General features: G+C 66.4%; 20 protein-coding genes and 1 pseudogene. 13 read left to right on the top strand and 8 right to left on the bottom strand.

Annotated features, from left to right (window positions below):
* Positions 1 to 51: 51 nt before the first annotated feature.
* Positions 52 to 1,041 carry a zinc-dependent alcohol dehydrogenase family protein gene (locus AC5P56_RS07330; protein ID WP_495231515.1) on the bottom strand — a complete coding sequence of 330 codons (990 nt, stop codon included), beginning with the start codon at positions 1,039 to 1,041 and terminating at the stop codon, positions 52 to 54.
* 119 nt (positions 1,042 to 1,160) lie between these two features.
* On the opposite strand from AC5P56_RS07330, the gene AC5P56_RS07335 reads away from it, so the two are divergent.
* From AC5P56_RS07335 to AC5P56_RS07345, 3 genes are all read left to right on the top strand, one after another.
* Positions 1,161 to 2,066, top strand: a complete 906-nt coding sequence (locus tag AC5P56_RS07335) for a LysR family transcriptional regulator (protein ID WP_495231516.1) — start codon at positions 1,161 to 1,163, stop codon at positions 2,064 to 2,066.
* A gap of 62 nt (positions 2,067 to 2,128) precedes the next feature.
* Positions 2,129 to 2,821, top strand: a complete 693-nt coding sequence (locus tag AC5P56_RS07340) for a DUF4952 domain-containing protein (RefSeq protein ID WP_227863922.1) — start codon at positions 2,129 to 2,131, stop codon at positions 2,819 to 2,821.
* Positions 2,742 to 4,118 carry a serine hydrolase domain-containing protein gene (locus tag AC5P56_RS07345; protein ID WP_227863943.1) on the top strand — a complete coding sequence of 459 codons (1,377 nt, stop codon included), beginning with the start codon at positions 2,742 to 2,744 and terminating at the stop codon, positions 4,116 to 4,118. The genes AC5P56_RS07340 and AC5P56_RS07345 overlap by 80 nt, the downstream gene beginning before the upstream one ends.
* Before the next feature lie 16 nt (positions 4,119 to 4,134).
* Here the strand turns inward: AC5P56_RS07345 and AC5P56_RS07350 are convergent, their stop codons facing one another.
* Together AC5P56_RS07350 and AC5P56_RS07355 are read right to left on the bottom strand one after the other, a co-directional pair.
* Positions 4,135 to 4,527 (bottom strand): DUF3037 domain-containing protein, encoded by a 393-nt coding sequence (locus tag AC5P56_RS07350; protein ID WP_014647643.1) that lies wholly within the window; start codon positions 4,525 to 4,527, stop codon positions 4,135 to 4,137.
* Positions 4,505 to 5,281, bottom strand: coding sequence for a HipA family kinase (locus tag AC5P56_RS07355; protein WP_046431494.1), 777 nt, complete (start codon positions 5,279 to 5,281; stop codon positions 4,505 to 4,507). Before AC5P56_RS07355 ends, AC5P56_RS07350 begins: the two co-directional genes overlap by 23 nt.
* Positions 5,282 to 5,748: 467 nt before the next feature.
* Between AC5P56_RS07355 and AC5P56_RS07360 the strand changes: the two genes are divergently transcribed.
* The 4 genes from AC5P56_RS07360 (at position 5,749) to AC5P56_RS07375 (ending at position 10,016) form a co-directional block, all read left to right on the top strand.
* Complete coding sequence (locus AC5P56_RS07360; protein ID WP_014647641.1) at positions 5,749 to 6,078, top strand: hypothetical protein; 330 nt, start codon at positions 5,749 to 5,751, stop codon at positions 6,076 to 6,078.
* A gap of 168 nt (positions 6,079 to 6,246) precedes the next feature.
* Complete coding sequence (locus AC5P56_RS07365) at positions 6,247 to 8,709, top strand: S9 family peptidase (RefSeq protein ID WP_111207043.1); 2,463 nt, start codon at positions 6,247 to 6,249, stop codon at positions 8,707 to 8,709.
* 55 nt (positions 8,710 to 8,764) lie between these two features.
* Positions 8,765 to 9,577 carry a hypothetical protein gene (locus AC5P56_RS07370; protein ID WP_229653710.1) on the top strand — a complete coding sequence of 271 codons (813 nt, stop codon included), beginning with the start codon at positions 8,765 to 8,767 and terminating at the stop codon, positions 9,575 to 9,577.
* A gap of 118 nt (positions 9,578 to 9,695) precedes the next feature.
* The gene (locus tag AC5P56_RS07375) at positions 9,696 to 10,016 is read left to right on the top strand and encodes a hypothetical protein (protein ID WP_227863919.1); all 321 of its coding nucleotides are present in this window, start codon (positions 9,696 to 9,698) and stop codon (positions 10,014 to 10,016) included.
* Positions 10,017 to 10,029: 13 nt separating this feature from the next.
* Here AC5P56_RS07375 and AC5P56_RS07380 read toward each other — a convergent pair whose 3' ends face one another.
* Positions 10,030 to 11,013, bottom strand: a complete 984-nt coding sequence (locus AC5P56_RS07380; RefSeq protein ID WP_049442512.1) for a membrane protein — start codon at positions 11,011 to 11,013, stop codon at positions 10,030 to 10,032.
* Between the two features lie 138 nt (positions 11,014 to 11,151).
* Between AC5P56_RS07380 and AC5P56_RS07385 the strand changes: the two genes are divergently transcribed.
* The 3 genes from AC5P56_RS07385 (at position 11,152) to AC5P56_RS07395 (ending at position 13,768) form a co-directional block, all read left to right on the top strand.
* On the top strand, positions 11,152 to 12,117 hold the full coding sequence (locus AC5P56_RS07385) for a DUF2268 domain-containing protein (protein WP_262224708.1): 966 nt from the start codon (positions 11,152 to 11,154) through the stop codon (positions 12,115 to 12,117).
* A gap of 49 nt (positions 12,118 to 12,166) precedes the next feature.
* Positions 12,167 to 12,949: an SGNH/GDSL hydrolase family protein gene (locus AC5P56_RS07390; RefSeq protein WP_014647636.1), complete on the top strand. Its 783-nt coding sequence runs from the start codon at positions 12,167 to 12,169 to the stop codon at positions 12,947 to 12,949.
* Positions 12,950 to 13,090: 141 nt separating this feature from the next.
* Positions 13,091 to 13,768 carry a hypothetical protein gene (locus tag AC5P56_RS07395; protein WP_169411406.1) on the top strand — a complete coding sequence of 226 codons (678 nt, stop codon included), beginning with the start codon at positions 13,091 to 13,093 and terminating at the stop codon, positions 13,766 to 13,768.
* A gap of 3 nt (positions 13,769 to 13,771) precedes the next feature.
* On the opposite strand, the gene AC5P56_RS07400 is transcribed toward AC5P56_RS07395, so the two are convergent.
* Positions 13,772 to 14,317, bottom strand: coding sequence for a thioesterase family protein (locus AC5P56_RS07400; RefSeq protein ID WP_046431478.1), 546 nt, complete (start codon positions 14,315 to 14,317; stop codon positions 13,772 to 13,774).
* A 69-nt stretch (positions 14,318 to 14,386) separates the two neighbouring features.
* On the opposite strand from AC5P56_RS07400, the gene AC5P56_RS07405 reads away from it, so the two are divergent.
* Positions 14,387 to 14,962, top strand: a complete 576-nt coding sequence (locus tag AC5P56_RS07405; protein WP_049442476.1) for a TetR/AcrR family transcriptional regulator — start codon at positions 14,387 to 14,389, stop codon at positions 14,960 to 14,962.
* A gap of 34 nt (positions 14,963 to 14,996) precedes the next feature.
* Here AC5P56_RS07405 and AC5P56_RS07410 read toward each other — a convergent pair whose 3' ends face one another.
* Positions 14,997 to 15,320, bottom strand: coding sequence for a hypothetical protein (locus AC5P56_RS07410; protein WP_495231517.1), 324 nt, complete (start codon positions 15,318 to 15,320; stop codon positions 14,997 to 14,999).
* 205 nt (positions 15,321 to 15,525) lie between these two features.
* Here AC5P56_RS07410 and AC5P56_RS07415 point away from each other — a divergent pair.
* Positions 15,526 to 16,070 (top strand): annotated as a pseudogene (locus AC5P56_RS07415) (hypothetical protein).
* A gap of 142 nt (positions 16,071 to 16,212) precedes the next feature.
* Complete coding sequence (locus tag AC5P56_RS07420) at positions 16,213 to 16,731, top strand: hypothetical protein (protein ID WP_014647630.1); 519 nt, start codon at positions 16,213 to 16,215, stop codon at positions 16,729 to 16,731.
* 46 nt (positions 16,732 to 16,777) lie between these two features.
* Here AC5P56_RS07420 and AC5P56_RS07425 read toward each other — a convergent pair whose 3' ends face one another.
* On the bottom strand, positions 16,778 to 18,889 hold the full coding sequence (locus AC5P56_RS07425; RefSeq protein WP_288496554.1) for a TonB-dependent receptor family protein: 2,112 nt from the start codon (positions 18,887 to 18,889) through the stop codon (positions 16,778 to 16,780).
* A 194-nt stretch (positions 18,890 to 19,083) separates the two neighbouring features.
* Positions 19,084 to 20,520, bottom strand: a complete 1,437-nt coding sequence (locus tag AC5P56_RS07430) for a serine hydrolase domain-containing protein (protein ID WP_495231518.1) — start codon at positions 20,518 to 20,520, stop codon at positions 19,084 to 19,086.
* Between the last annotated feature and the right edge of the window lie 32 nt (positions 20,521 to 20,552).

The following is a 20,552-nucleotide window of genomic DNA, read 5'->3' on the forward strand; positions in this document are numbered from 1 at the left end:
GCCTGCGGCAGCGACGTGCCCGCAGTGGGTCCGTCGCTGCCGGCAGGGTGTTTACAGCGTCACCACCACTTTGCCGATCTGTTCGTTCGATTCCAGGTAGCGGTGGGCGTCCTGGATCTGTGCGAAGGGGAACACCTTCGCGATCTTCGGCGCCAGCGTGCCCTTGTCCAGGCCGTCGACGATGAACGCTTTGGCACGTGCCAGCGCGGCATCGTCGGAGACGATTTCCGAGTACAGGTAGCCCTTCAGCGTCAGCGACTTGCCCAGCACGTTGAACAACGGGAACGGGGTGGGTTCGCTGCTCAGCGCGCCGTATTCCAGCAGGATGCCGCCACGGGCCATTGCCTCGGTCAGCGGCACGAACTGCGGGCCACCGATCGGGTCGAACACCACGCGGGCGCCGGCACCGCCGGTGATGCGCGCCACTTCGGCTGCCAGGTCCTGTTCCTGGGTGGCGATGACATGGGCGGCACCGGCATCGAGCAAGGCCTGGCGCTTGCCCGCGCCACGGGTCACCGCAATCGGCGTGGCACCCACTGCATTGGCGATCTGGATCGCGGCCAGGCCGACGCTGCTGCTGGCAGCGGTGATGATGACGGAATCCCCGGCGGCCAGCTGCGCCTGCTCCAACAGTGCGCCCCAGGCGGTGACGTACTGCATCCACACCGCAGCCGCCGTTTCGAAGCCCAGCGCCTGCGGGTGCTTGACCACCAGTCGTGCCGGCACGTTGGCCAGCTCGCCGTAGGTGCCCCAGCGGGCGATGTCCAGCGGCGGCACCACGCTCACCGCATCGCCAGCAGTGAATCCGCTCACCGCACTGCCGACCGCCTCGACCATGCCGGCCGCTTCATAGCCCAGCCGGCTGGGGAACTGCGCCTCCTGCAGATAGGCGCCGTTGCGGAACATCACCTCGGCACGGTTCAGGCCGATGGCCTTGACCCGGATCTGGACCTCCTCGGCGGCGGGGGCGGGAACATCGATGTCGTCGATGCGCAGCACATCGGCGCTGCCATATTCGTGGATGCGGACAACCTGGCTCATGGGGGGCTCCTGGGCAAGGCCGGCGCTGGGGCCGGCGGAAAGGTGGAGGCTACTGTGCGCGTGGCCTGCCTCCAGAATAAGGGGTAATCTGGCGTTTCATTGAAAACCAATTGTTTGCAATGGACCTGATTGCTCCCCTGCGGACCTTCGTCAAAGTGGCCGAGGTCGGCTCCTTCGCCGCTGCCGCCGGCGCGCTGGGCCTGTCGCCGCAGCTGGTCGGCAAACACGTGCAGTCGCTGGAACAACACCTGGGCGTGCGCCTGCTCAACCGCACCACGCGCAAGCAGAGCCTGACCGACTTCGGCCAGGCCTATCTGGCGCGTGCGCGGGTGATCCTGGAGGAGGTGGAAGGCGCCGAGCAGCTGGCCGAAGTAGCGCGCGGGCGGCCGATGGGGCGCCTGCGCGTCAGCGCACCGGTCACCTTCGGCGTGCATGCACTGGGGCCGGCGGTGGTGGCCTACCTGCAGCAGTACCCGGACGTGCAGGTTGATCTGAACCTGTCCAACAGCCTGGTGGACATCGTCGAGGACGGCTTTGATCTGGTATTCCGCACCGGTGATCTGGCCGACAGTGGGCTGGTGGCGCGACGCCTGGGGCCGTATCCGCTGGTGCTGTGTGCATCGCCGGCGTACCTCGCATCGCGCCCGGCCATTGTCCATCCGGCCGATCTGAGTCGGCACGAGTGCCTGGGCTTCGCGCATTCGATCATCCGCACGCGCTGGAGCTTCCGCGATGCTGACGGCAGCGTGCTGAGCGTGCCGGTGTCCAGCCGCTTCATGGTCAACCAAGCCGAGCCGCTGCTGACCGCGGCAGTCGGTGGGCTGGGGTTGATCCTGCAGCCCCATGAAATGCTTGCCGCCGCGCTGGCGCGTGGTGAACTGGTGGAAGTGCTGCCGGACTACGTGCCGGTATCGACGTGGATCAACCTGGTGTACCCGCGCGACCGCCAGCTGACGCCCAAGCTGCGCAGTTTCCTGGACTTCTGCGTGGCTCGCTTCAGCGAGCAGACGATGGCACGGCGATAGCACGGCATCGGTTGGCATTCCTGTGACTGCCTGCGAAGGATCGCCCTGAGACGATTGGCCGGTTGCCGCTGCGTAGCGCGCGCTTGCTGCTGGGGCTGGCGGCATTGCTGTTCGCCGCCAACGTGATTGCGCAGCAGACGACTGCGCAGGCGCTGGCCGCGTGGGAAGCGCAGGGGCGTGCGGATGGCCTGGCGCGACCGGATATCGAATGCCAGGATTTCCTGCAGGCGATGGGCCGGAAGCCTGCGGGACTGGAATACAGCGGCTGCAGCCAGGACGACGCGTCCTGCATCAAACCCATGCAGGCCCACTACCGCGTTCCAGGTACCCAGGCAGTGAAGGTGGAAGCCTATCTGCGCGAGACCTTTGCCATGCCTGCATTGCGCTACGCCTGTTGCGGCTGGAGCAATGGCGCGCCGTACTACTGGCGCGACGGCCCGGATGCGGTGAGGTACCAGATCGGCATGGGCGTGGAATCGCTGCCGCATGAGCGGGGCGATTGGCATCGCATCGAGGCGTTCATCGTCACGGCTGAGGTGCTGCGGCAGGGTCCCTGGCATGGATGCAGCGGGCGGTTCCATGATCTAGGATGCGCCCAGGGATACCCGCAAAGGAACTGCCATGAAGGCTGTTGGATGCCTGCTGCTCTGCAAAGTACTGGCCTGTTCGGTGCTGATGACGCTTTGGGCTGTTCCGGCAGTGGGCGCCGCCTCCAGCGTGCGTGCACATCCGCATGCGCAGGACGCCATCGGTGACTGGCTTGCGGCCTTCAATGCGGGCAGCCTCGAGGGGTTGCAGGCATTCGCCGATAGATACGCGAAGAAGCAAGGCAGCGGTCCCAAGGACTATCTCGAGTTCCGCGAAAGCACAGGCCCCTTGCGCGTACTCGAATCAACCGAGAGTGCACCCGGCCAAGCGAAGCTGCTGGTGATGGGCCAGATGAACGAACGCGCGATGTGGGTGACCGCCGTCATGGACCCGGCCAATCCGTCGCACCTGATGCAGTTCCAGATCGAGGGCACTGAAACGCCGGACAAGCACAAGCCGGCACGGGTTGCATTGCCTGCCCTGATGGCCGACGTCACAGCAAAGCTGGAGGCGCTGCGGGCACAGGACGCGCTGTCGGGCGCGTTGCAGGTGGCACAGAATGGGAAGGTGCTGCTGGACTGGCGCGGTGGTGATGCCGATCGCAGCACTGGAATTGCAGTGGGCGTGGAGACGCAGTTCCGCCTTGCGTCCTCCAACAAGATGTTCACCGCCGTGGCCATCCTGCAGCTGGTGCAGGATGGCAGGCTCAGTCTCGATGACACGATCGGCAAGCACTTGCCGGACTATCCGAACAAGGCTGTCGCCAGCAGCGTGACCGTGCGCGAGTTGCTGTCACACACCAGTGGCCTGGGGGACTTCTTTGGCGATGGTTTCGAACAGTATTCCGCGTCCCTGAAGACGCTGGATGACTACGTGCAGCGGTTCGCCAGGGATGCGCCGCAGTTCACGCCCGGCAGCCAGGACAGCTACTCCAACTATGGCTTCATCGTATTGGGACGCATCATCGAGGCGGTATCGGGGCAGTCGTACTACGCATATGTGGAGGAGCACATCCTGCACCCGGTGGGCATGACCGGCACCGGCTTCGAGCCGGAAACAGCGAGCGTTCCAAAGCGTGCCGTCGCTTACACGAAGCACGATGGGCAATGGGTCCGTGAAACGAAGTCGCTGCCCTGGCGCGGCATGTCGGCCGGTGGTGGCTACAGCACAGTGGCCGATATGGTGAAATTCGCCGAGGCACTGCAAGGCGGGAAGCTGGTTTCACCTGCATTGCTGCAGCAGGCCACCACGGCGCAGAACCACAAAGGCTGGTATGGCTTTGGTTTCGTGGTTCAGGGCGAGGGCAGGGAGCATCAGTACGGCCACGAAGGCGGTGCGCCCGGATCGAACAGTGCCATCGTGGTGCTGCCGGCGCAGGGCTACGTGATCGTTGGCCTGGCCAATGTCGATCCGGATGCGATCGGTAATGTGGTCAACTACATCGCGCGAAGGTTGCCACTGTGAATGCGGCAGGTGCCGTTCATTCCGGTACCCGCACCATCTTCGTCATCAAGTGTTCCACCACACCCGCCGGGTCCGCAGTGCGGCCGACATGCGTGCTCGACATCTGCACAACCGAGCTGCGCTTGGCGGTGAGGAAATGAAAGCGGGCGCGCGCGGGCAGCTTTGCGATGGGTCCGGCGCTGGCGTCGCCACGGCAGATGGCCACGATTGCATCCAGCCATGGCTGCAGCGCGTCCTGGTCCAGCGCCGGCGCGAAGGCACGCAGGCGCTCAGGATCGATTTCGATGGCCGCCTCCAGATGGCGCGCGCCAGGGCAGGAGACGATCACCCCGACATTGATGAATTCCTCGCGTTCCACCCGCGGCACGACGCGGATGACCGCATAGTCATACGTGTGCAGCGTGGGCACGGATGGCCTCCTGCACGAACACCGCACGCACTTTCAGGCGGTGCTTGAGATAGTCGATGTAGCCCTGGCGATAGGCCTGTGGGCTGTCGAACGCCGGTTCGTCCACCAGCCAGCTGTCCGGCACCAGGCCAACGATGCGCTCGATTTCGGCATCGGTCAGGCACGCAGCCAGTTCTGCGTCCACCTCGGCAATGCGGCTGGCGAACGACAGCAGCACGTGGTCGCGGATCAGCACGAACGGCTTCTCGCAGGCATCGCCGGCGCTGGCCCAGTCGTGGTGGAAGTACATGGCCGCACCGTGGTCGATCAGGTACAGCTTGCGATGCCATACCATCAGGTTGGGGTTGCGGGTGGTGCGATCGACGTTGCTGGTGAATGCATCGAACCAGACGATGCGCGAGGCCAGCTCGGCATCCACAGGCATCGCGGCCGGGTCGTAATTGATTGCACCGGGCAGATAGTCCAGGCCCAGGTTCAGGCCCTCGCTGGCGCGGATCAGCTCCTGGATTTCCGGGTCGGGCTCGGTGCGGGCGAACTCGCGGTCCAGCTCGACGAACAGGATTTCCGGAATCGGCAGGCCCAGCGTGCGTGCCATCTCGCCGGCGATCAGCTCGGCGATCAACGCCTTCGGGCCTTGGCCGGCTCCACGGAATTTCAGCACGGCCATGCCGTCGTCGTCGGTCTCGACCACGGCGGGCAGGGAGCCGCCTTCCCGTAACGGGGTGATGTAGCGGAGGGCATGTACGGTGCGCATGGACGCATTCTAGCGTCCTGCCAGGGCAGGCGTGCCGCAGCAGAGCGGGGCGCCAGCTTAATGAACGGGTACCGCGCGAACCGCTTGTTGCAGGTCGCCTGCAATCTTCACTTGTTCCTTCCGCGTGGAGTGGCAGCATTCGTTCCAACGGAGCAACGCACCCGCGTGTGACCTTCAACAGGAGGCGCTCATGCCACTACAGTGCAGCTGTCACGCTTCACCGTGTATGCAACGCAACGCGTGGTGTTGATCTTGACCTGACACGGTCACGCCATCGGCGCAGATGGCCATCCGCCGCAGTTCCAGCCAAGTTCCAGACACCTTTCACCCATCGCACCCCCGCGTTGCCCGGTCGGGCCTGCGATCCAGCTACTTGCGCCCCGAGAGAGATTCCTGCGTTGCCGTCGACGCTGGCAGCGTGGGACCGCCGAACCCACGCTATCCCCACAGGCTTTGGAGGTGCACCGATGAACGACGAATTCAATGCCATGCTGCCCCCACTGGACGATGCCAAGGCCGAGGAAATGATCGGCAAGGTCGTGCTGGTGGGTGTCACCCGCTATGGTGGCGACGGCCAAGTGCAGGGTCTGGAGCAGTACGCGGGCACCGTGCTGCGCATCAGCGCCGACGAAGGCGTGGTGCTGGCCGACGAAGACGATGGTCATGAGCGCTACCTGCCGCCCATGCTCGACCAGTACCAGCGGGCCGAGCCAGGCGAATACCGCATGCGGAACAGTGGCATGATCGTGGTCGACCCCGATTACCTGACCGCCTGGGACCTGCACGCCCAGCAGTGACGACAGACCACGCCTGGCAGATGCCGGTCCATCGCCGGCCTCTCCGGGCGTGTCCCACTTTGCCCCATCCGGCCTCTAGCCCTTCCGGCCCATTCATCCCATCCCCTGCGGTGCTAGATTCGGGTCCATGCCCGATTCCGGGTACCCATTCACACCCAGGGGATAAGGATGCTGATCCGTCGAACCTCTCTGGCGGCGGCTGTTGCCGTTGCCACCGTCGGCCTGTTGGCCGCTGGCCCGGCCTTGGCCGACTACGCCAAGCCGCCGGAACACCTGCTCAAGGTGCTGAAGGCACCGCCACCGCCGGCGCCGAACGTGGCCCCGGGCGGCCAGCGCCTGCTGCTGACCACCGCGCAGACCTACCCCTCGATCAGCCGCGTGGCCCAGCCCTACCTGAAGCTGGCCGGCGTGCGGCTGGAGCCGAAGAACCGCAGCCGCCATGACACCCCGGGTGGCTACGGCATTCCGGCCTGCGTGGCCGACTTCACCCTGGTCGACATCGGCAGTGGCAAGGAGACCAAGGTCAACCTGCCGCAGGGCTGTGCCACCGGCGCGCTGTGGTCGGCCGATGGCAGCCATTTCGCCTTCCAGAATGCGGTCGATACCAGCGTGCAGCTGTGGGTGGGCGATGCGGCCACCGGGCAGGTGAAGCAGGTGCCGAACGTGCAGCTGAACCCGATCTTCGGCTACACCGTGCAGTGGCTGGGCGGCAGCCAGAATCTGCTGGTGAAACTGGTACCGGCCAACCAGGGCCCGGCACCTTCCAACGGCGGCGTACCGACCGGCCCGGATGCACAGGAGTCGCTGGGCAGCAGTGGCGAGAGCAGCACCTATGAGGCCCGCGACACGCTGACCAGCGTGCACGACGAAAAGCTGTTCGCTTACTACGGTGCCTCGCAGTTGGCCGTGGTAGATACCGCCGCAGGCAGCGTGCGCCCGGTCGGGCAGCCGGCACTGTTCAACGAAGTCAGCGCCGCGCCCGATGGCGTGCACGTGCTGACTGAATCGATCAAGGCACCGTATTCGCACGCGGTGACCTACCAGCGTTTCGCCAACGACGTGGCCGTGCTGGATATCAGCAGTGGCCGCAGCACGCCGATCGCCAGCCTCCCGCTGGCCGACCGCGTGCCGGTGCACGGCGTGCCGGAAGGCCCGCGCGGTTTCGACTGGCGCGCCACCGATCCGGCTACCCTGGTCTACGCCGAAGCGCTGGACAAGGGCGACTGGAAGGTCAACGTGCCGCATCGCGATCGCGTGCTGATGCTGAAGGCGCCGTTCAACGGCAAGCCGACCGAAATCACCCGCACCGCGCAGCGCTTCGAAGGCTTCGCGTGGACCGCCGATCCGGCCGTGGCCTTCCAGTACGAGAACGACGAGAATCGTCACTGGATGCAGACCCGCATCGTGGATGTGGACCAGCCGAAGAAGGAAGGCCGCCTGCTGTGGGACATGTCCAGCGATGAGCTGTACGGCAACCCTGGCAATCTGGTCTTCACCCGCCTGCCGAATGGCGCGCAGGTGGTGCGCCGTGAGGGCAACCATGTGTTCCTCAGCGGCCGCGGTGCCTCGCCGCAGGGCGACCGTCCGTTCCTCGACCGCCTCGACCTGGCCACGTTGAAGAGCGAGCGCCTGTTCCGCAGCAGTGCAGACGCCTACGAACAGTTCCTCGGTTTCAGCAACACGCCGGGCCGCTACCTGACCTGGCATCAGTCGGTGATCGATCCGCCGAATGCCTTCGTCCGCCAGCAGGGTGAGGCGGTGGCTGATGCGAAGGCCGGCGAGGCGCAGTTCGCGTCCACCGCGACCGCACTGACCAAGCTGGTCGACCCGACACCGGAAGTGCGCCAGATCAAGAAGCAGCTGGTGACCTACAAGCGCGCCGACGGCGTGGACCTGTCGTTCACCCTGTACACGCCGCCGGGCTACAAGGAAGGCCAGCGCGTGCCGGCGATCCTGTACGCCTATCCGGCCGACTTCGCCAACGCCGCGCAGGCGGGGCAGGTGTCCGGTTCGCAGCAGACCTTCACCCGCCTGCAGCCGTACCGCCTGATGCTGCTGGCCGGCTACGCGATCATCGACAACGCCTCGTTCCCGATCGTGGGCGATCCGAAGAACGCCTACGACACCTACCTGGAGCAGCTGGAAGCCGACGCCAAGGCGGCGGTGGACAAGGCCGTGGACATGGGCGTGGTTGACCGCAACCGCATCGGCGTGACCGGCCACAGCCACGGCGGCCTGATGACCGCCAACCTGATCGCGCACACCAAGCTGTTCAAGGCCGGTGTGGCGACCAGCGGTTCGTACAACAAGACCTTTACCCCGTTCGGCTTCCAGAACGAGCGTCGCTCGGTGTGGCAGGCGCAGGACGTGTACCTGAAGGCCTCGCCGTTCTTCTATGCCGACAAGATCAAGCTGCCGCTGCTGCTGGTCCACGGCGAGGACGACGCCAACCCGGGCACCGAGCCGTTCCAGTCGCGCAAGCTGTACCAGGCGATCCGCGGCAACGGCGGCACCACCCGGCTGGTGATGCTGCCGAACGAGCCGCACTGGTACACCGCGTTGGAATCGAACGAACAGTTGGTGGCGGAAATGCTGAACTGGTTCGATACCTACGTGAAGAACGCCAAGTGAAGGAACAGGAAGGCCGCCTCAGAGCGGCCTTCCTGCATTCTGTAGAGCCGAGCCCATGCTCGGCTGCCGTTCGTCGGAACCCCAGAGGCAAGGCAGCTCCATGAAGACTTGGTTGTTGGGACTGACAGCGGTGTGCGCATCGTCTGCGGCGATGGCGGCACAGCCACAGATGAGCGTCGATGTGAGATACGACTGGTACGGCTGGGGCTCGGTATCGGAGCACTGGGTGATCCGGCGCGATGCCTATGGCCTGACCACCCGCGTGCAGGTGGTGGAGAGGCCCGACGGCAAGGCGCGATTGCCGGAGCTGCTGCCGTTTGGCGCCATGGCGGCGCTCGACACCGCGCTGCAGACCGCCCCGCTGACCAGGGCGGCCGCGGTGCAGCGGATCGCTTCGCGGCTGGATCGCGCCGAAATACTGTCCCTGGACCCGGGGCTGCACAGCTTGGACACGGATGCCTGCTCGTTCGCACAGCAGCGCGCGTGGGCGCGCAAGGCGCTGTCCGGACGGAGCCTGCAGTCGCGTGTCGACCGGCATTTCTCCGGGCTCTGGACCGATGATGTGCCGATGATGACGGTTGTCGTGAGCCGGCCGGGGCGTCCGGATGTGGTGCTGGTGTCGACCTCACAGAAGGTAATGATGCTGCCCTGGAAACGCCTGCCCTCGGTGGTTTTCGAGCAGCAGGACCTGGACAACGCGCAGGAGCAGTGGCACCCGGAACTGAGCGAAGCGGTGATTGCCCTGCTGCCGGAAGGGGAAGACTCACGCAGGCGTTTCCAGACGCGCTGGTTGCATGACCGGCTGCGCAGGGATCTCGCGATGGAGTCGCTGGACTGTGGCGCCAGGGGCAGGGAATCCGCCATGTGATCAATTGCGCATGTCCTGAAATCAACCGTGGAGACACGGTAACGGCGTGTTACCGGCACATTCGCACGCCACGCAAATGATCTAGGCTGAACCTGATAGCTCGTTTCAGGTCACTGCGATGAAAGCCATTCTCCTTGCTGCAACGTTGTCGTTGGCCCTGGTTTCAACCGCCCATGCCCAGTCGTTTCCTGCTGAGCTGACGCAATTGGGCATCATCGCCGGCATGCCCTATGCCAAGGCCAAGCGCCTGCTGGATGCGGCAGGCTGGCAGGCGAGTCCGGCACAGGGCGCCCCCGAGTCACTTGAGGGCTTTCCGGAAGTCGGATGCCAGAAGGGCGGAAAGCAGTGCGCGACAATCTTCGAGAAGGGCGGGCAGCAGATCGCGGTGCAGCTGGGCACTACCTTGGCAGGGCAGCCGTTCGTGCAGGGCGCTGATTGAGCGTCTGCCACTCTCACGCCAGCGGTAGGCGATCCTGCGCGCGTGACAGCCGGTCATGCAGGTCACGCACATGCTCGGCCTTGGCATGCACCCGGGTGGTATCACCGAAGCTGCGCAGGTAGGCGCAGGCGGCGAAGCCGGCACTCTTCTTTTCGTAATCGGCAATCCAGGCCAACCGGTCCGGGTTGTTGGCCTGTTCGGCTGACCACGCAGCCACCGGTGGCCTGATGCGATAACGCAGGCCGACGCGCCACGGCTTCGGTGTCAGTCGGGCACGGAAGCAATGCTGCAGCCGGCACATGCGCGCGTACAGGGTGTCGGTGCCCAGTGCCTTGAAGAATGACTGGAGCTGCTCGTCCTCGGGTGAGAACGTGGCATGCATCGCCAGCACGCGCAGCCCCGCCGGGGTGCGGTAGACGCGCAGATGCCAATCGGGATGCTGCTCGCTGAAGGCGTCCACGCGCTTCAGCGCAAGCCCTTCAGCACCGCCGGCAGCGGCCAGGCGCTGCTTCCGCCGCATCAGCAGTGCCGCGTTGACCAGCAGCACTGCCGCCACGCCCAGTACCAGGCCCACCAGCCAATGCCAGAGCACGGTGCCGATGACGGCGCCGGCAAGCAGTACGACCGCCGCGACGATGGCCGGTATCACGCATCCAGCCGGTGGCTGCGCATGGTCGATGTCGGCGAACAGCACGTCGGGGCTGTTGAGGCACAGCGCGCCATAGCTGTTGCGGGTGATGATGACATCGCCATCGCGCTGTACGATCTGCTCGCGGATCGGCACGCCCTCCACACCGTAGTTGCTGCGCACTTCGCGACGCGGCAGCACCTGCCCGGCGATGATGGCGTTGAGGGCTTCATGGGCACGTGCGTCGGCGTGGGCCTGGGCTTGGGCAGGCCCCTCGTCGGACCAGCCGAAGCGGCGCACGACCATCGGCCGGCCACGGAAACGGGCCTGCAGGCGGGCTTCGGCCCAGTACGCGGGAACGATCATCATCGTGCGGTGCTCCATCATCCATGGCAGGTGCCTGAGTGAGTCTGGCACAGCCCCGAAGGGCCTGCATGTGCCCGCTGCGGTGGCCGGGGCGGAGTGGTAGATTGCGCGCTTCGCATGCACTCCACCAAGGACGGAGCGATGTCCAGTTTCCTGCGTTGCCTGCTTGCCCTGGCCTGTGCCGGGGCGGTCGGCGTGGCGTCGGCGGGAACCCCGCCGGGGCCGCAGATCCTCACCACCGATGCCAGCCGCTTCTACGCGCTCTACGACAGCACCGGCGGCAAGCCCAGCATCGCCCAGCTGGCCGGTTACTTGGCCGAAGGCAGTCCGGGCCTGGGTGAACTGGCGAAGGCGCGCCGGGTCACGCCCGAGCGTATGGCCGAGGCCATTGCCAGCCAGCCCGGGGTGTATGCGCAGGGACGCGGTTGCCTTGCAGAGCTGCCGGCGGTGAAGCAGCGCCTGGTGCAGGTGTTCGGCAACCTGCAGGCGATCTATCCGCAGGCCGCGTTTCCGCCGGTGACCATCGCGGTCGGCCGCGGCCGACCGGTCGGGTTGACCTCCAAGAGCGGGGTGATCATCGGCCTGGAAGCGCTGTGCGCAGCCGATTTCATGAATCCCAATGTGCAGGACCGCTTCGTGCACGTGATCGCGCACGAGTACGTGCACATCCAGCAGACCGGCCTGACCGACGTCGAGCCGGGCGACCCGCATGCGACGGTGCTGCGTGTTTCACTGGGCGAAGGCATCGCCGAGTTCATCGGCGAGCTGATTTCCGGCAATGTCGGCAACGGTCGCCACGCGGCCTGGACCCGTGGCCGGGAAGTACATATCGAAAGCGCCTTCGCACTGGATGTGGACAGCACCGATCTGTCGCCGTGGCTGTACAACTACAGGCCCGGTTCGCAGGAACCCTATGATCTGGGCTACTGGGTGGGCTATCGCATCGCCAAGGCCTATTACCTGCAGGCCGAGGACAAGCGTGACGCGGTGCGTGCGCTGATCCAGCAGGACAACCCGAAGGCGATCCTGGCCGCCAGTGGCTGGACGCCAGGCATGTGGATGCCGGCCAAGGTGACCGGCGTGGCGGCGCGGTCGGCGGCACGCTGAGCGCGGGGCCGCGCGCTAGACTGGCGCAGACATTCAACGGAGAGACCCCATGCGTTCCTTGTCCGCTGGCCTGGCCGCGGTTGCCCTCGGTAGCGCGATGAGCGCCCATGGAATGGCGGCCGACGTGCCCGCCGTCAACCCGTTGTTGGTGGAACCTGTCGAGCGACTGCGCCCGGACGAGGTGCGCTTCATGCAGCAGCGCCTGGCCGATTGGCCGGAACTGCAGCGTTACCGCGATGCCAACGCGCGACTGCCTGCCGCCGTACCGGGGCAACCACGCGTGGTGCTCTTCGGTGACTCGATCACCGAAGGCTGGGGCAGGGAGGGCAGCGCGACGTTCTTTCCCGGCAAGGGTTGGCTCAATCGCGGGATCAGCGGCCAGACCACGGCGCAGATGCTGGTGCGTTTCCCGCAGGACGTGCTGGCACTCAAGCCGCGGGTGGTGGTGATCCTGGCTGGCACCAACGACATCGCCGGCAACACCGGCCCGTCCACGCAGGCGATGATCGAAGACAACCTGCACGCGATGGTGGACCTGGCTCGTGCACATGGCATTGCCGTGGTGCTGGCATCGGTGCTGCCGGTCAGCGATTACCCGTGGTTGCCGGGCACGGCACCTGCGCCCAAGGTGCGCGCATTGAACGCGGCATTGAAGCGCTATGCCGATGCGAAGCAGCTGGTCTATCTGGACTACTACACGCCGATGGCCAATGCCGCCGGAGGGCTGGATCCGCAGCTGGCCGACGACGGCGTGCATCCCACCGCGAAGGGCTATGCGGTGATGGCGCCGTTGGCCGAGGCGGCGGTCAAGCGCGCAATGGCGCTGGAGTAGGCACAGTACCCGCACTGCACAGGATCCAGCCCGCCAAGGTACAGTGGCGCCGAAGCTGGCCACGCCGCGTGGCCGCCAGGGACGATGGGGTGGGTGATGCGGAAGGGAATCCAGGGATGGCTTTGCCGCAGTGGCGCAACGATGGCCTTGCTGCTGGCCGCCGTGCCGGCGTCCAGTGCAGACACGGCGGTGCCTTCGCCGCTGACGCGTGAACCGGTGGGCGGCGTTTCGTTGGCCGAATGGACCGCCCGCTGGTGGCGCTGGGCCGACGCCCAGGGCGGCGCGCCCTATCTCGACCCGGATGGCCGTGTGTGTGATCTGGGCCAGGAAGGCCCGGTCTGGAACCTGGCCGGCACCAATGGCCGTTTCCGGCCACATCGCGAATGCGTGGTGCCGGCTGGCAAGTACCTGTTGCTGCCGATCATCAACATGGCGCACTACCAGGTGGATGAGGCTGTGTCCTGCAAGGAGCTGCAGGCGGGGGCGGCGGTCAACAACGATTACCTGATCAGCGCGGTGGTGCTGCTGGACGGCCAACCGCTGGGCGACATGCGCAGGCATCGGGTCCGCAGTGAAGGCTGCTTCCGCATGGATGCCGGCGACGAACACTCTCGGCTGGCCGCCGCCGACGGCTATTGGGTAATGCTCAAGCCGTTGCCGCCGGGCCGGCATACCCTCAGCGTGGGTGCCAACTACGGCGTGCCGGATGGCGGCGCATACAGCCGCATGCGGCAGTCCTTCGAGTACGTGCTGCACGTGGGAGGGCGCACCCAGGTCGTGTCGCGCGAACCGCACGCGGTGCCGGTGGCGGCCCCCTGAAGCTCAGGCGTCGTCCTGCTTCAACGCCGCATCGGCGGCCAGCAACGCTTCGGCGGCCGCACTGAGCGGCGGCGACGGCGGGGCGACCACGCCGATCGCTTCCATCATCTTCGGCATGCCCAGGAACTGCCGCGCACGCCGGTCGTAGATGCCGGTGACCAGCAGCGCGCGCGTGGCGATCTTCTGCTCGGCGCCGATCAGCACGCGCTGCTCCATGATGCCGCGCGAGCCGACCCAGCCCACCAGGCGCGTTTCCAGGGTGAAGCGCTGGAACGGCTTCAGCTCGCGACGGAACTGGATGGTGCCGGCGCCTACGATGGGCGCCCACTTCTCGCGCAGCGCCACCCGGCCCAGGCCCATGCGCAGGATCAGGTCCAGCCGGCCCAGGTCGAAGATGTTCCAGTAGCGACCGTTGGTCATGTGCAGGTTGCTGTCCAGATCGTTGGGCAGCACCCGGAACTGCAGGCGCGAGACCCCGAACGGGGCCTCCAGCTTCGGCCGGAACAGGCTGTACAGCAGCAGGTGGAGCAGGCGGAACCAGAGATTCATGGTTATGACGACTGTTATAGAATCGCCGGTACGCTAATCTATGACGACTGTCTTAGCAAGGAGCCCGCCGTGAGCCCGCGTCCCTCTGATGCGCCACAACGCGTGATTGATGCTGCGGCACAGATGCTGGCGCGCGTGGGTCTCAATGCCACCAGCATCCGTGAGGTGACCAAGCTGGCCGAGGCACCGCTGGGCTCCACCTATCACCACTTTCCCGGCGGCAAGCAGGAGTTGCTGGCGCGCGCCACCCACATGGCTGGCGACAAGGTAGAAGCGCTGCTGGTGGAGCTGCTGAAGGGGGGGGCGGTGCAGGGCCTGCAGCAGTTCCTGGCGATGTGGCGTGAGCGCTTGCTGCGTTCCGGGTTCCGCGCGGGCTGTCCGGTGCTGGCCGCGGCAGTGGAAGAGCCGGTGGAGGCCGTGCCCAGCCAGCCACGTGTTGCTGCTGCCGAAGTGTTCGCGCGCTGGCAGGGGCACCTCGCCTCGGCGTTCGTCGCTGAAGGGCGCGCCCCCGCAGCGGCGGGCGAGCTGGCCAGCCTGGTGATTGCCAGCGTGGAAGGCGCAGTGGCGATGTGCCGCGCACTGCAGGACATCGCCCCGTTCGACCAGGTGGCCGCGCAGTTGCTGAAGGCGGCCGCGCGTCCTTGATCCGGCTATCCGCGTGCGGAAGACGCGCAGCAGGTCATCGGAAGATCATCAGATAGCCCCAGCCGAGCCCGATGGGCAGGAAGGCAGCGATGGCCGACGCGCCCAACCAACGCAGGTAGCTGCGGGAGGCGGGGGATCCCTGCCGCTTGAGGGCCCAGGCATGCGTCGGGAGCACCAGCAACGCCTGCACCGCAAAGGTGGCCACGGCGGCAAGCCATGCCACCAGGACGCCGAGGCAGCCATCGCTGATGCAGAGGCTACCAAACCACGAACCCCAACCGGCGAGGCCAATCATTGGAACGAACATCACGAGGGCGGTGGAGCGGGTGAGCTGGGAGACGTGCATGCCGTAGAGCATACTTTTTCGTAGCGGAAAGTCATGATCCAGCCGCCGGCGCGCGGGTACAAGGCCGGCGCCAGTGCGGCCTGTGGGTGATGGACCCACGGCCCCATCGCGCTGGAATCCGTCCACCACCGCCTACGCGTGCCCGGCAAGGATGTCCGCATGCAGCATCAGGTTCCCGAAGTCCCTGGCCGCGCTGCCTCCGGCCCCCGGCGGCGGAATGAAGCGCTCACGCCATTTTTCACGCGGTCCACTGAAATTGCCCGTAAACCACGGCAGCGAAGTCGTGCGTGCGCGCCAGCACCTGCAGCAGCGGGGTTGGCCACGCCTGCAGATGGCCCTGATCGTCGCCCTGACCGGTGCGGCCGGATTCCTTGCCTCGTACCTGCTGCGCCTGGCCGGCATCGACGCGATGTTGCTTCGCTACCCGATGGCCGTGTTGCTGGCCTATGGCGTGTTCCTGCTGCTGGTGTGGATCTGGATCCGCTGGCGCTGGGCAACGTACTGGAGGGACTGTCGCCGGATGTGGGCGGTGGCAGCCCATCGCCTCGCATGCAGGGCATGCAGGAACAGGGATGGTGGCGGGTATGCGTGTCGCATACGATCTGGCCGCTGCTCGGCCTGCTGCTGTTTTTCGCCGTACTGGGCTGGCTCGCGCAGGAATGCGTGCCGGGTGCGAGCCATCTGCTGCAGGTCATCCAGGGGGGGGGAGTGCGGTTGGCTCCTTCATATCGCCTGGACCCGCCCCGTTTTCAGCTGCACTGAACAGTAGGCTATGATCGCGGTCGGCCGGGATTCGTGTCCCGGCGGTGTCACCTATCGGGAGCTTGTCGTACTGCATCTGAAACAGGGGCGCTGGATGGCCGGACGCCCACTGGGACACACAACCACTGACGAGGAAGAGCGCATGGATGTCGCTGCACGCAGGAACAGGACGTTGTTTCGTTGGATCATGGTGACGCTGCTGGCGGCGTTGTTGCCGTTTGCAGCACTGGCGCAGCCCGCAGCCGGGCAGGCCGATGGCGCCGAAGCCGCCACCGCCGCGGAAGAGGCGCAGTGCCGCGCCTGTACCTATGAGCGCATTGGAACCAAGGTCGATATCGGCCTGGTGGCACTGGTGTCGCTGCTGGTGGTGGGCCTGCTGACCGCGGCGTCGCGGGAATGGGGCACTACCTCGCAGCGCTGGACCTGCCGCACGCTGGCCCTGCTGCTGGTGGGTGTCGGTCTGGCGTTGCTGTGGTGGGCTGGCAGCGTCGTCTACCTGGGCTACAACCCGTGGCAGGAAATGGCCGCCCCCGCCGATGGCTCGCTCACCTCGACACTGCTCAGTACCTCGCCGAAGTGGTTGGCGGCACTGGTGCTGATCGGCTTGGCGCCTTCCATCTGGAAGCGCAGCGAGCGCCTGCCGGCCTGGCGTATCGGCTGACACTGGAACGGCGGCGCCGGATCACACCCGGCGCCGCCTGCGGTCATCAGTCAAACCGCAAACGCACACCAGCGTAGATGCCACGGCCTTCGCCCGGCGTCGAGCGGGCAATATCCCTGCCTACGTCGTCGTAGCCCGGCGTGACCGTGGCGGTGTAGTGGCGGTTGCCGAGGTTGCGCATCTCCGCCCAGGCCTGCCAGCGGCCACCGGGTGCGTCGTAGCCGATGCGGCTGCCGAAGATCACGTGGCTGTCGGCCCAGTAGCTGTTGGCGTAGTCGACGGCGATGCGCGAGGCGTATTCGGTATTGAGCGCGGCGTACAGGCCGGATGCGTGATCGAAGCGCAGCTCGGCCTGGTAGGCGTGGCGCGGCAGGCCGGGCAGGCGGTTGCTGCCGAAACGCGCGTCGTGGCGGTAGCGGAAATCGCTGAAGGTATAGGCCTGGCGAAGCGACAGCCGGCCCGGTGCAGCCCGCCACAGCGTGCTGTCCAATCCGGCCTCGATGCCGCGGTGAACGGTGGGGCTGGCGTTGTTCTCGGCGATGAACAGGTTCGGCACCGGTTGCAGTTCAACGCTCAGCAGTTCGTGGTTCACGTGCGCGTAGTAGCCGGTCAGTTCCCAGCGGCCCAGCGCCGCGTCACCGCGCGCGCCCAGTTCCAGCGTGGTGGCGGTCTGGTTCTGCATCGGCACCGGCGCGCGCTGGCGGCCGGTAGACGGGCCATTGCCTGGCCCGAAGTACTGGTTCGAGCCCCAGATCATCGACCACGGGTGCGGCGCCTCCACCGAGCGGCTGAGGTTGCCGAACCACTGGGTCCGGGCGCTGTGCTGCCAGGTGAAGCCCAGTCGCGGCGCGTAGTCCCAGTCGTGGTCGCGCAGGCGGCCACCGCTGCTCGGCCAGGTCACCTGCACATCGCGACGGGTGTTGATCAGTGCCAGCCCGGTCTGCATGCGCAGGCGGTCATTGAAGGTGAGGGTGTTGCCGACGTGCAGCGTGCTGTCGGTGCCGTGGTGCCGGAAGTCACGCGTGCGCGTGCCGGCGGCATAGCCGTTGCTGGCAAAGCGCAGCGACTCGCGCACATCGGCGTCCAGATCGTGGGTGACGCGCAGGCCGACCGTGGTTTCGCTGTCCAGGCCGAACAGCCGGTGGCGGCGGCGGTAGTCCAGCGTGGCGTTGAGGTTGGCGTAGTCCAGCTGCTGCCGGTACAGGCTCTCGTTCAAGTCCATCGGGTACTTGTGATAGACCAGCCCGGCCTGCAACGAGGAGTCTTCATCGATCTGCAGCGTGGTGACGTTGCCCACCCAGGTGCTGCCCGGCTGCGGGCGACGCGCATCGATGGCCAGGTTGGCCGCATTCGCGGCACGCGGATCGTTACGGATCTGATCGCGGGTCAGGCGACCGGGCGTTTCATGATTGGTTTCGCGGTAGCGCACGAAGAAACGAGTCTGCAGGTCGGGCGTGATCTGCCAGCCGATGTTGGCCATCGCGCCCTTGCCGTCGCCGCGCGCATGACGCTGGTAACCGTCGAATTCGGTATCGGTGTAGGCCAGGAAGTAGTCGACATCACCACTGACGCCGCCCCAGCTGATGCCGCGCTTCTGGTAGCCACGGCTGCCGGCTTCGTAGTGCAGCTGCACGCCCGCCGAATCACGACCGCTGCGGCTGACGTAGTCGATGGCACCGCCCAGCGCCAACGCACCGCGCTCGAAGCCGTTGGCGCCCCGCAGGACTTCCACGCGCGACAGCCACAGCGGTTCCAGCAGCTCGTAGGGCGTGCCGCCCGGGCCGGTCAGTGGCAGGCCGTCGATCGACACCGCAATGCCCGAGGCGTGCGCGCCCGGGCCCCGGTTGATGCCCGAGCCACGGATCGAGATCTTGGTGCCCTCATTACCCGGCGACTGCGCGCTGATACCCGGCTGGTAGGCCAACACATCGGCGCTGGTGGATAGTCGGCTGTCGGCCTTGGCCACGTCGATGACGTTGCTGGCGCCGGGGATGCGCTTCAGGGCCTCGCGCGCCTGCGCGCTGGCATCGGCGGCAGCGGTGACCTGCACGGCATCGAGGGTGGTGGCCTGCGGGGCGGCGGCGGCGGTGGAAGCCAGGGCGAGGGAAACAGCCAGGAACAGCAGCGACGGGTGAGGGCGGTACGACGGAAGCGACATGCGGGAATGCTGTAAACCACGAAAGTGGCGCGCAAGTTAACAGGTCGACAGCGCCGCGTCACCCGCCGGCGGCGTATGGCCGCCCGCCGTGTTCCTGTAGAGCCGAGCCCACGCTCGGCTAATCGCGCGAAGCGCGGGTTGTCTGCCATCGCGGCGAAGATCAGCCGAGCACGGGCTCGGCGCTACAGCAGGGTTTATGGCGAGGGCTTCGCCAGCTTCTTGGCCTTCGCGTACAGCCGATCAGCCGCTTCCCTCTCCCCCAATGCAGCGTGGCACTCGGCCAGGCTGTCCCACGTGTTGGCGGACTGCGGATACAGCTCGGTGTTCAGCGCGAACACCTTCAGCGCCTTGCGTGCACCGAGGCTTTCGCGGATGGCATAGCCATCACCGTTGATCGCACGCTCCAGTTCGCCGGTGGGAACGCCATTGCTGTCGCGCAGCCAGCTACGCATCTGCGGTTTCGCATCGGTGCTGTCATCCAGCGCATAGCCGATCAGCCGCTCGGACAACACCGCATGCGGAAACTCCCCGGGCGCAACCACCGCCATCGTGCTCTCCACCAGCGTGCTGGACCAGACATTGCGGGCGCTGCCATTGGTCAGGTACACGAACACCCAGTAGCCGCTGGCCAGCGTGCCCTTGTAGGCCAATCGCGCACGTACACGGGTGCCACCATCGTGGCCGACCTGGGTGTAGCCGTCGCTGCGGGTGGTGTCCCAGCCGGTGGAGAAGAAGTTGCTGCCGCCACCGCTCAGCTTCTGCGGCTGCCAGAGTTTTTCCAGGGTCGCCGTGCGCACCAGCTTGCCGGTCGCCAGCGCCTGCAGGAAACGGTTCATGTCGCCCACGGTGGTCTGCAGGTCGGCATGCCCCCAGCCGTAGTTGGGCCAGGGATCTTCATTGGCCGGTTGCAACGCGCCATCCTTGCCGATGTACGGCACCGCCGCGCTCTCGACCGGCACGTTGGCGATGCCCCATGACGTGCTGGTCATCTTCAATGGCTGCAGGATGCGTTCGCGCGCGATGGCCGGGTAGGGCGTGCGGTAGTGTGCTTCCAGCAGCGCTGTCAGTACCAGGTAGTTGGCCTGGGTGTACTGCATGCGGCTGCCGGTGGCGAACTGCATCGGTGCCGCGCCGGCGACTTTCAGCGCAGCGGCAAGGTCAGGCGCTACACCGGGGTAGCCCTTGCTCACCCAGCGGTTATCCACCCGGTCGTAGTACTCGCCGATGCCGGAGCTGTGGTTGAGGAAATCACGCACGTGGATCGCCTGCCATGCAATCGGCAGGCCCGGCACGTAGCGGCTGGCCGGCGCATCCAGATCCACCTTGCCCTGATCGACCAGTTGCATCACCAGCGTGCTGGTCAGCAGCTTGGCCATCGACTGCGCGGCGAAGATGGTCTCGACGGTGGCAGGGGCATGGGCAGCGGGATCACGTTCACCGCTGGCGCCCTGGTAGAGCACCTGGCCGTTGTGTGTGACCAGTACCGCCTGGCCGGCAATGCCGTAGCGCTCGCGGTTGCTCTGCAGTTGGGCGTCGAGCTGAGTGGAGAGAGTGGTGGGGACGTCACGCGCCGAAGCGGGCGGGATCGCAAACAGCGTGCAGAGCAGTGCGGCAGCGAGCGTGCGGTACATCGCGGTGATCCATCAGCGGTGATGGCGCATGT

It is taken from the genome of Stenotrophomonas sp. YJH_SMC_131 (genome assembly GCF_059367975.1).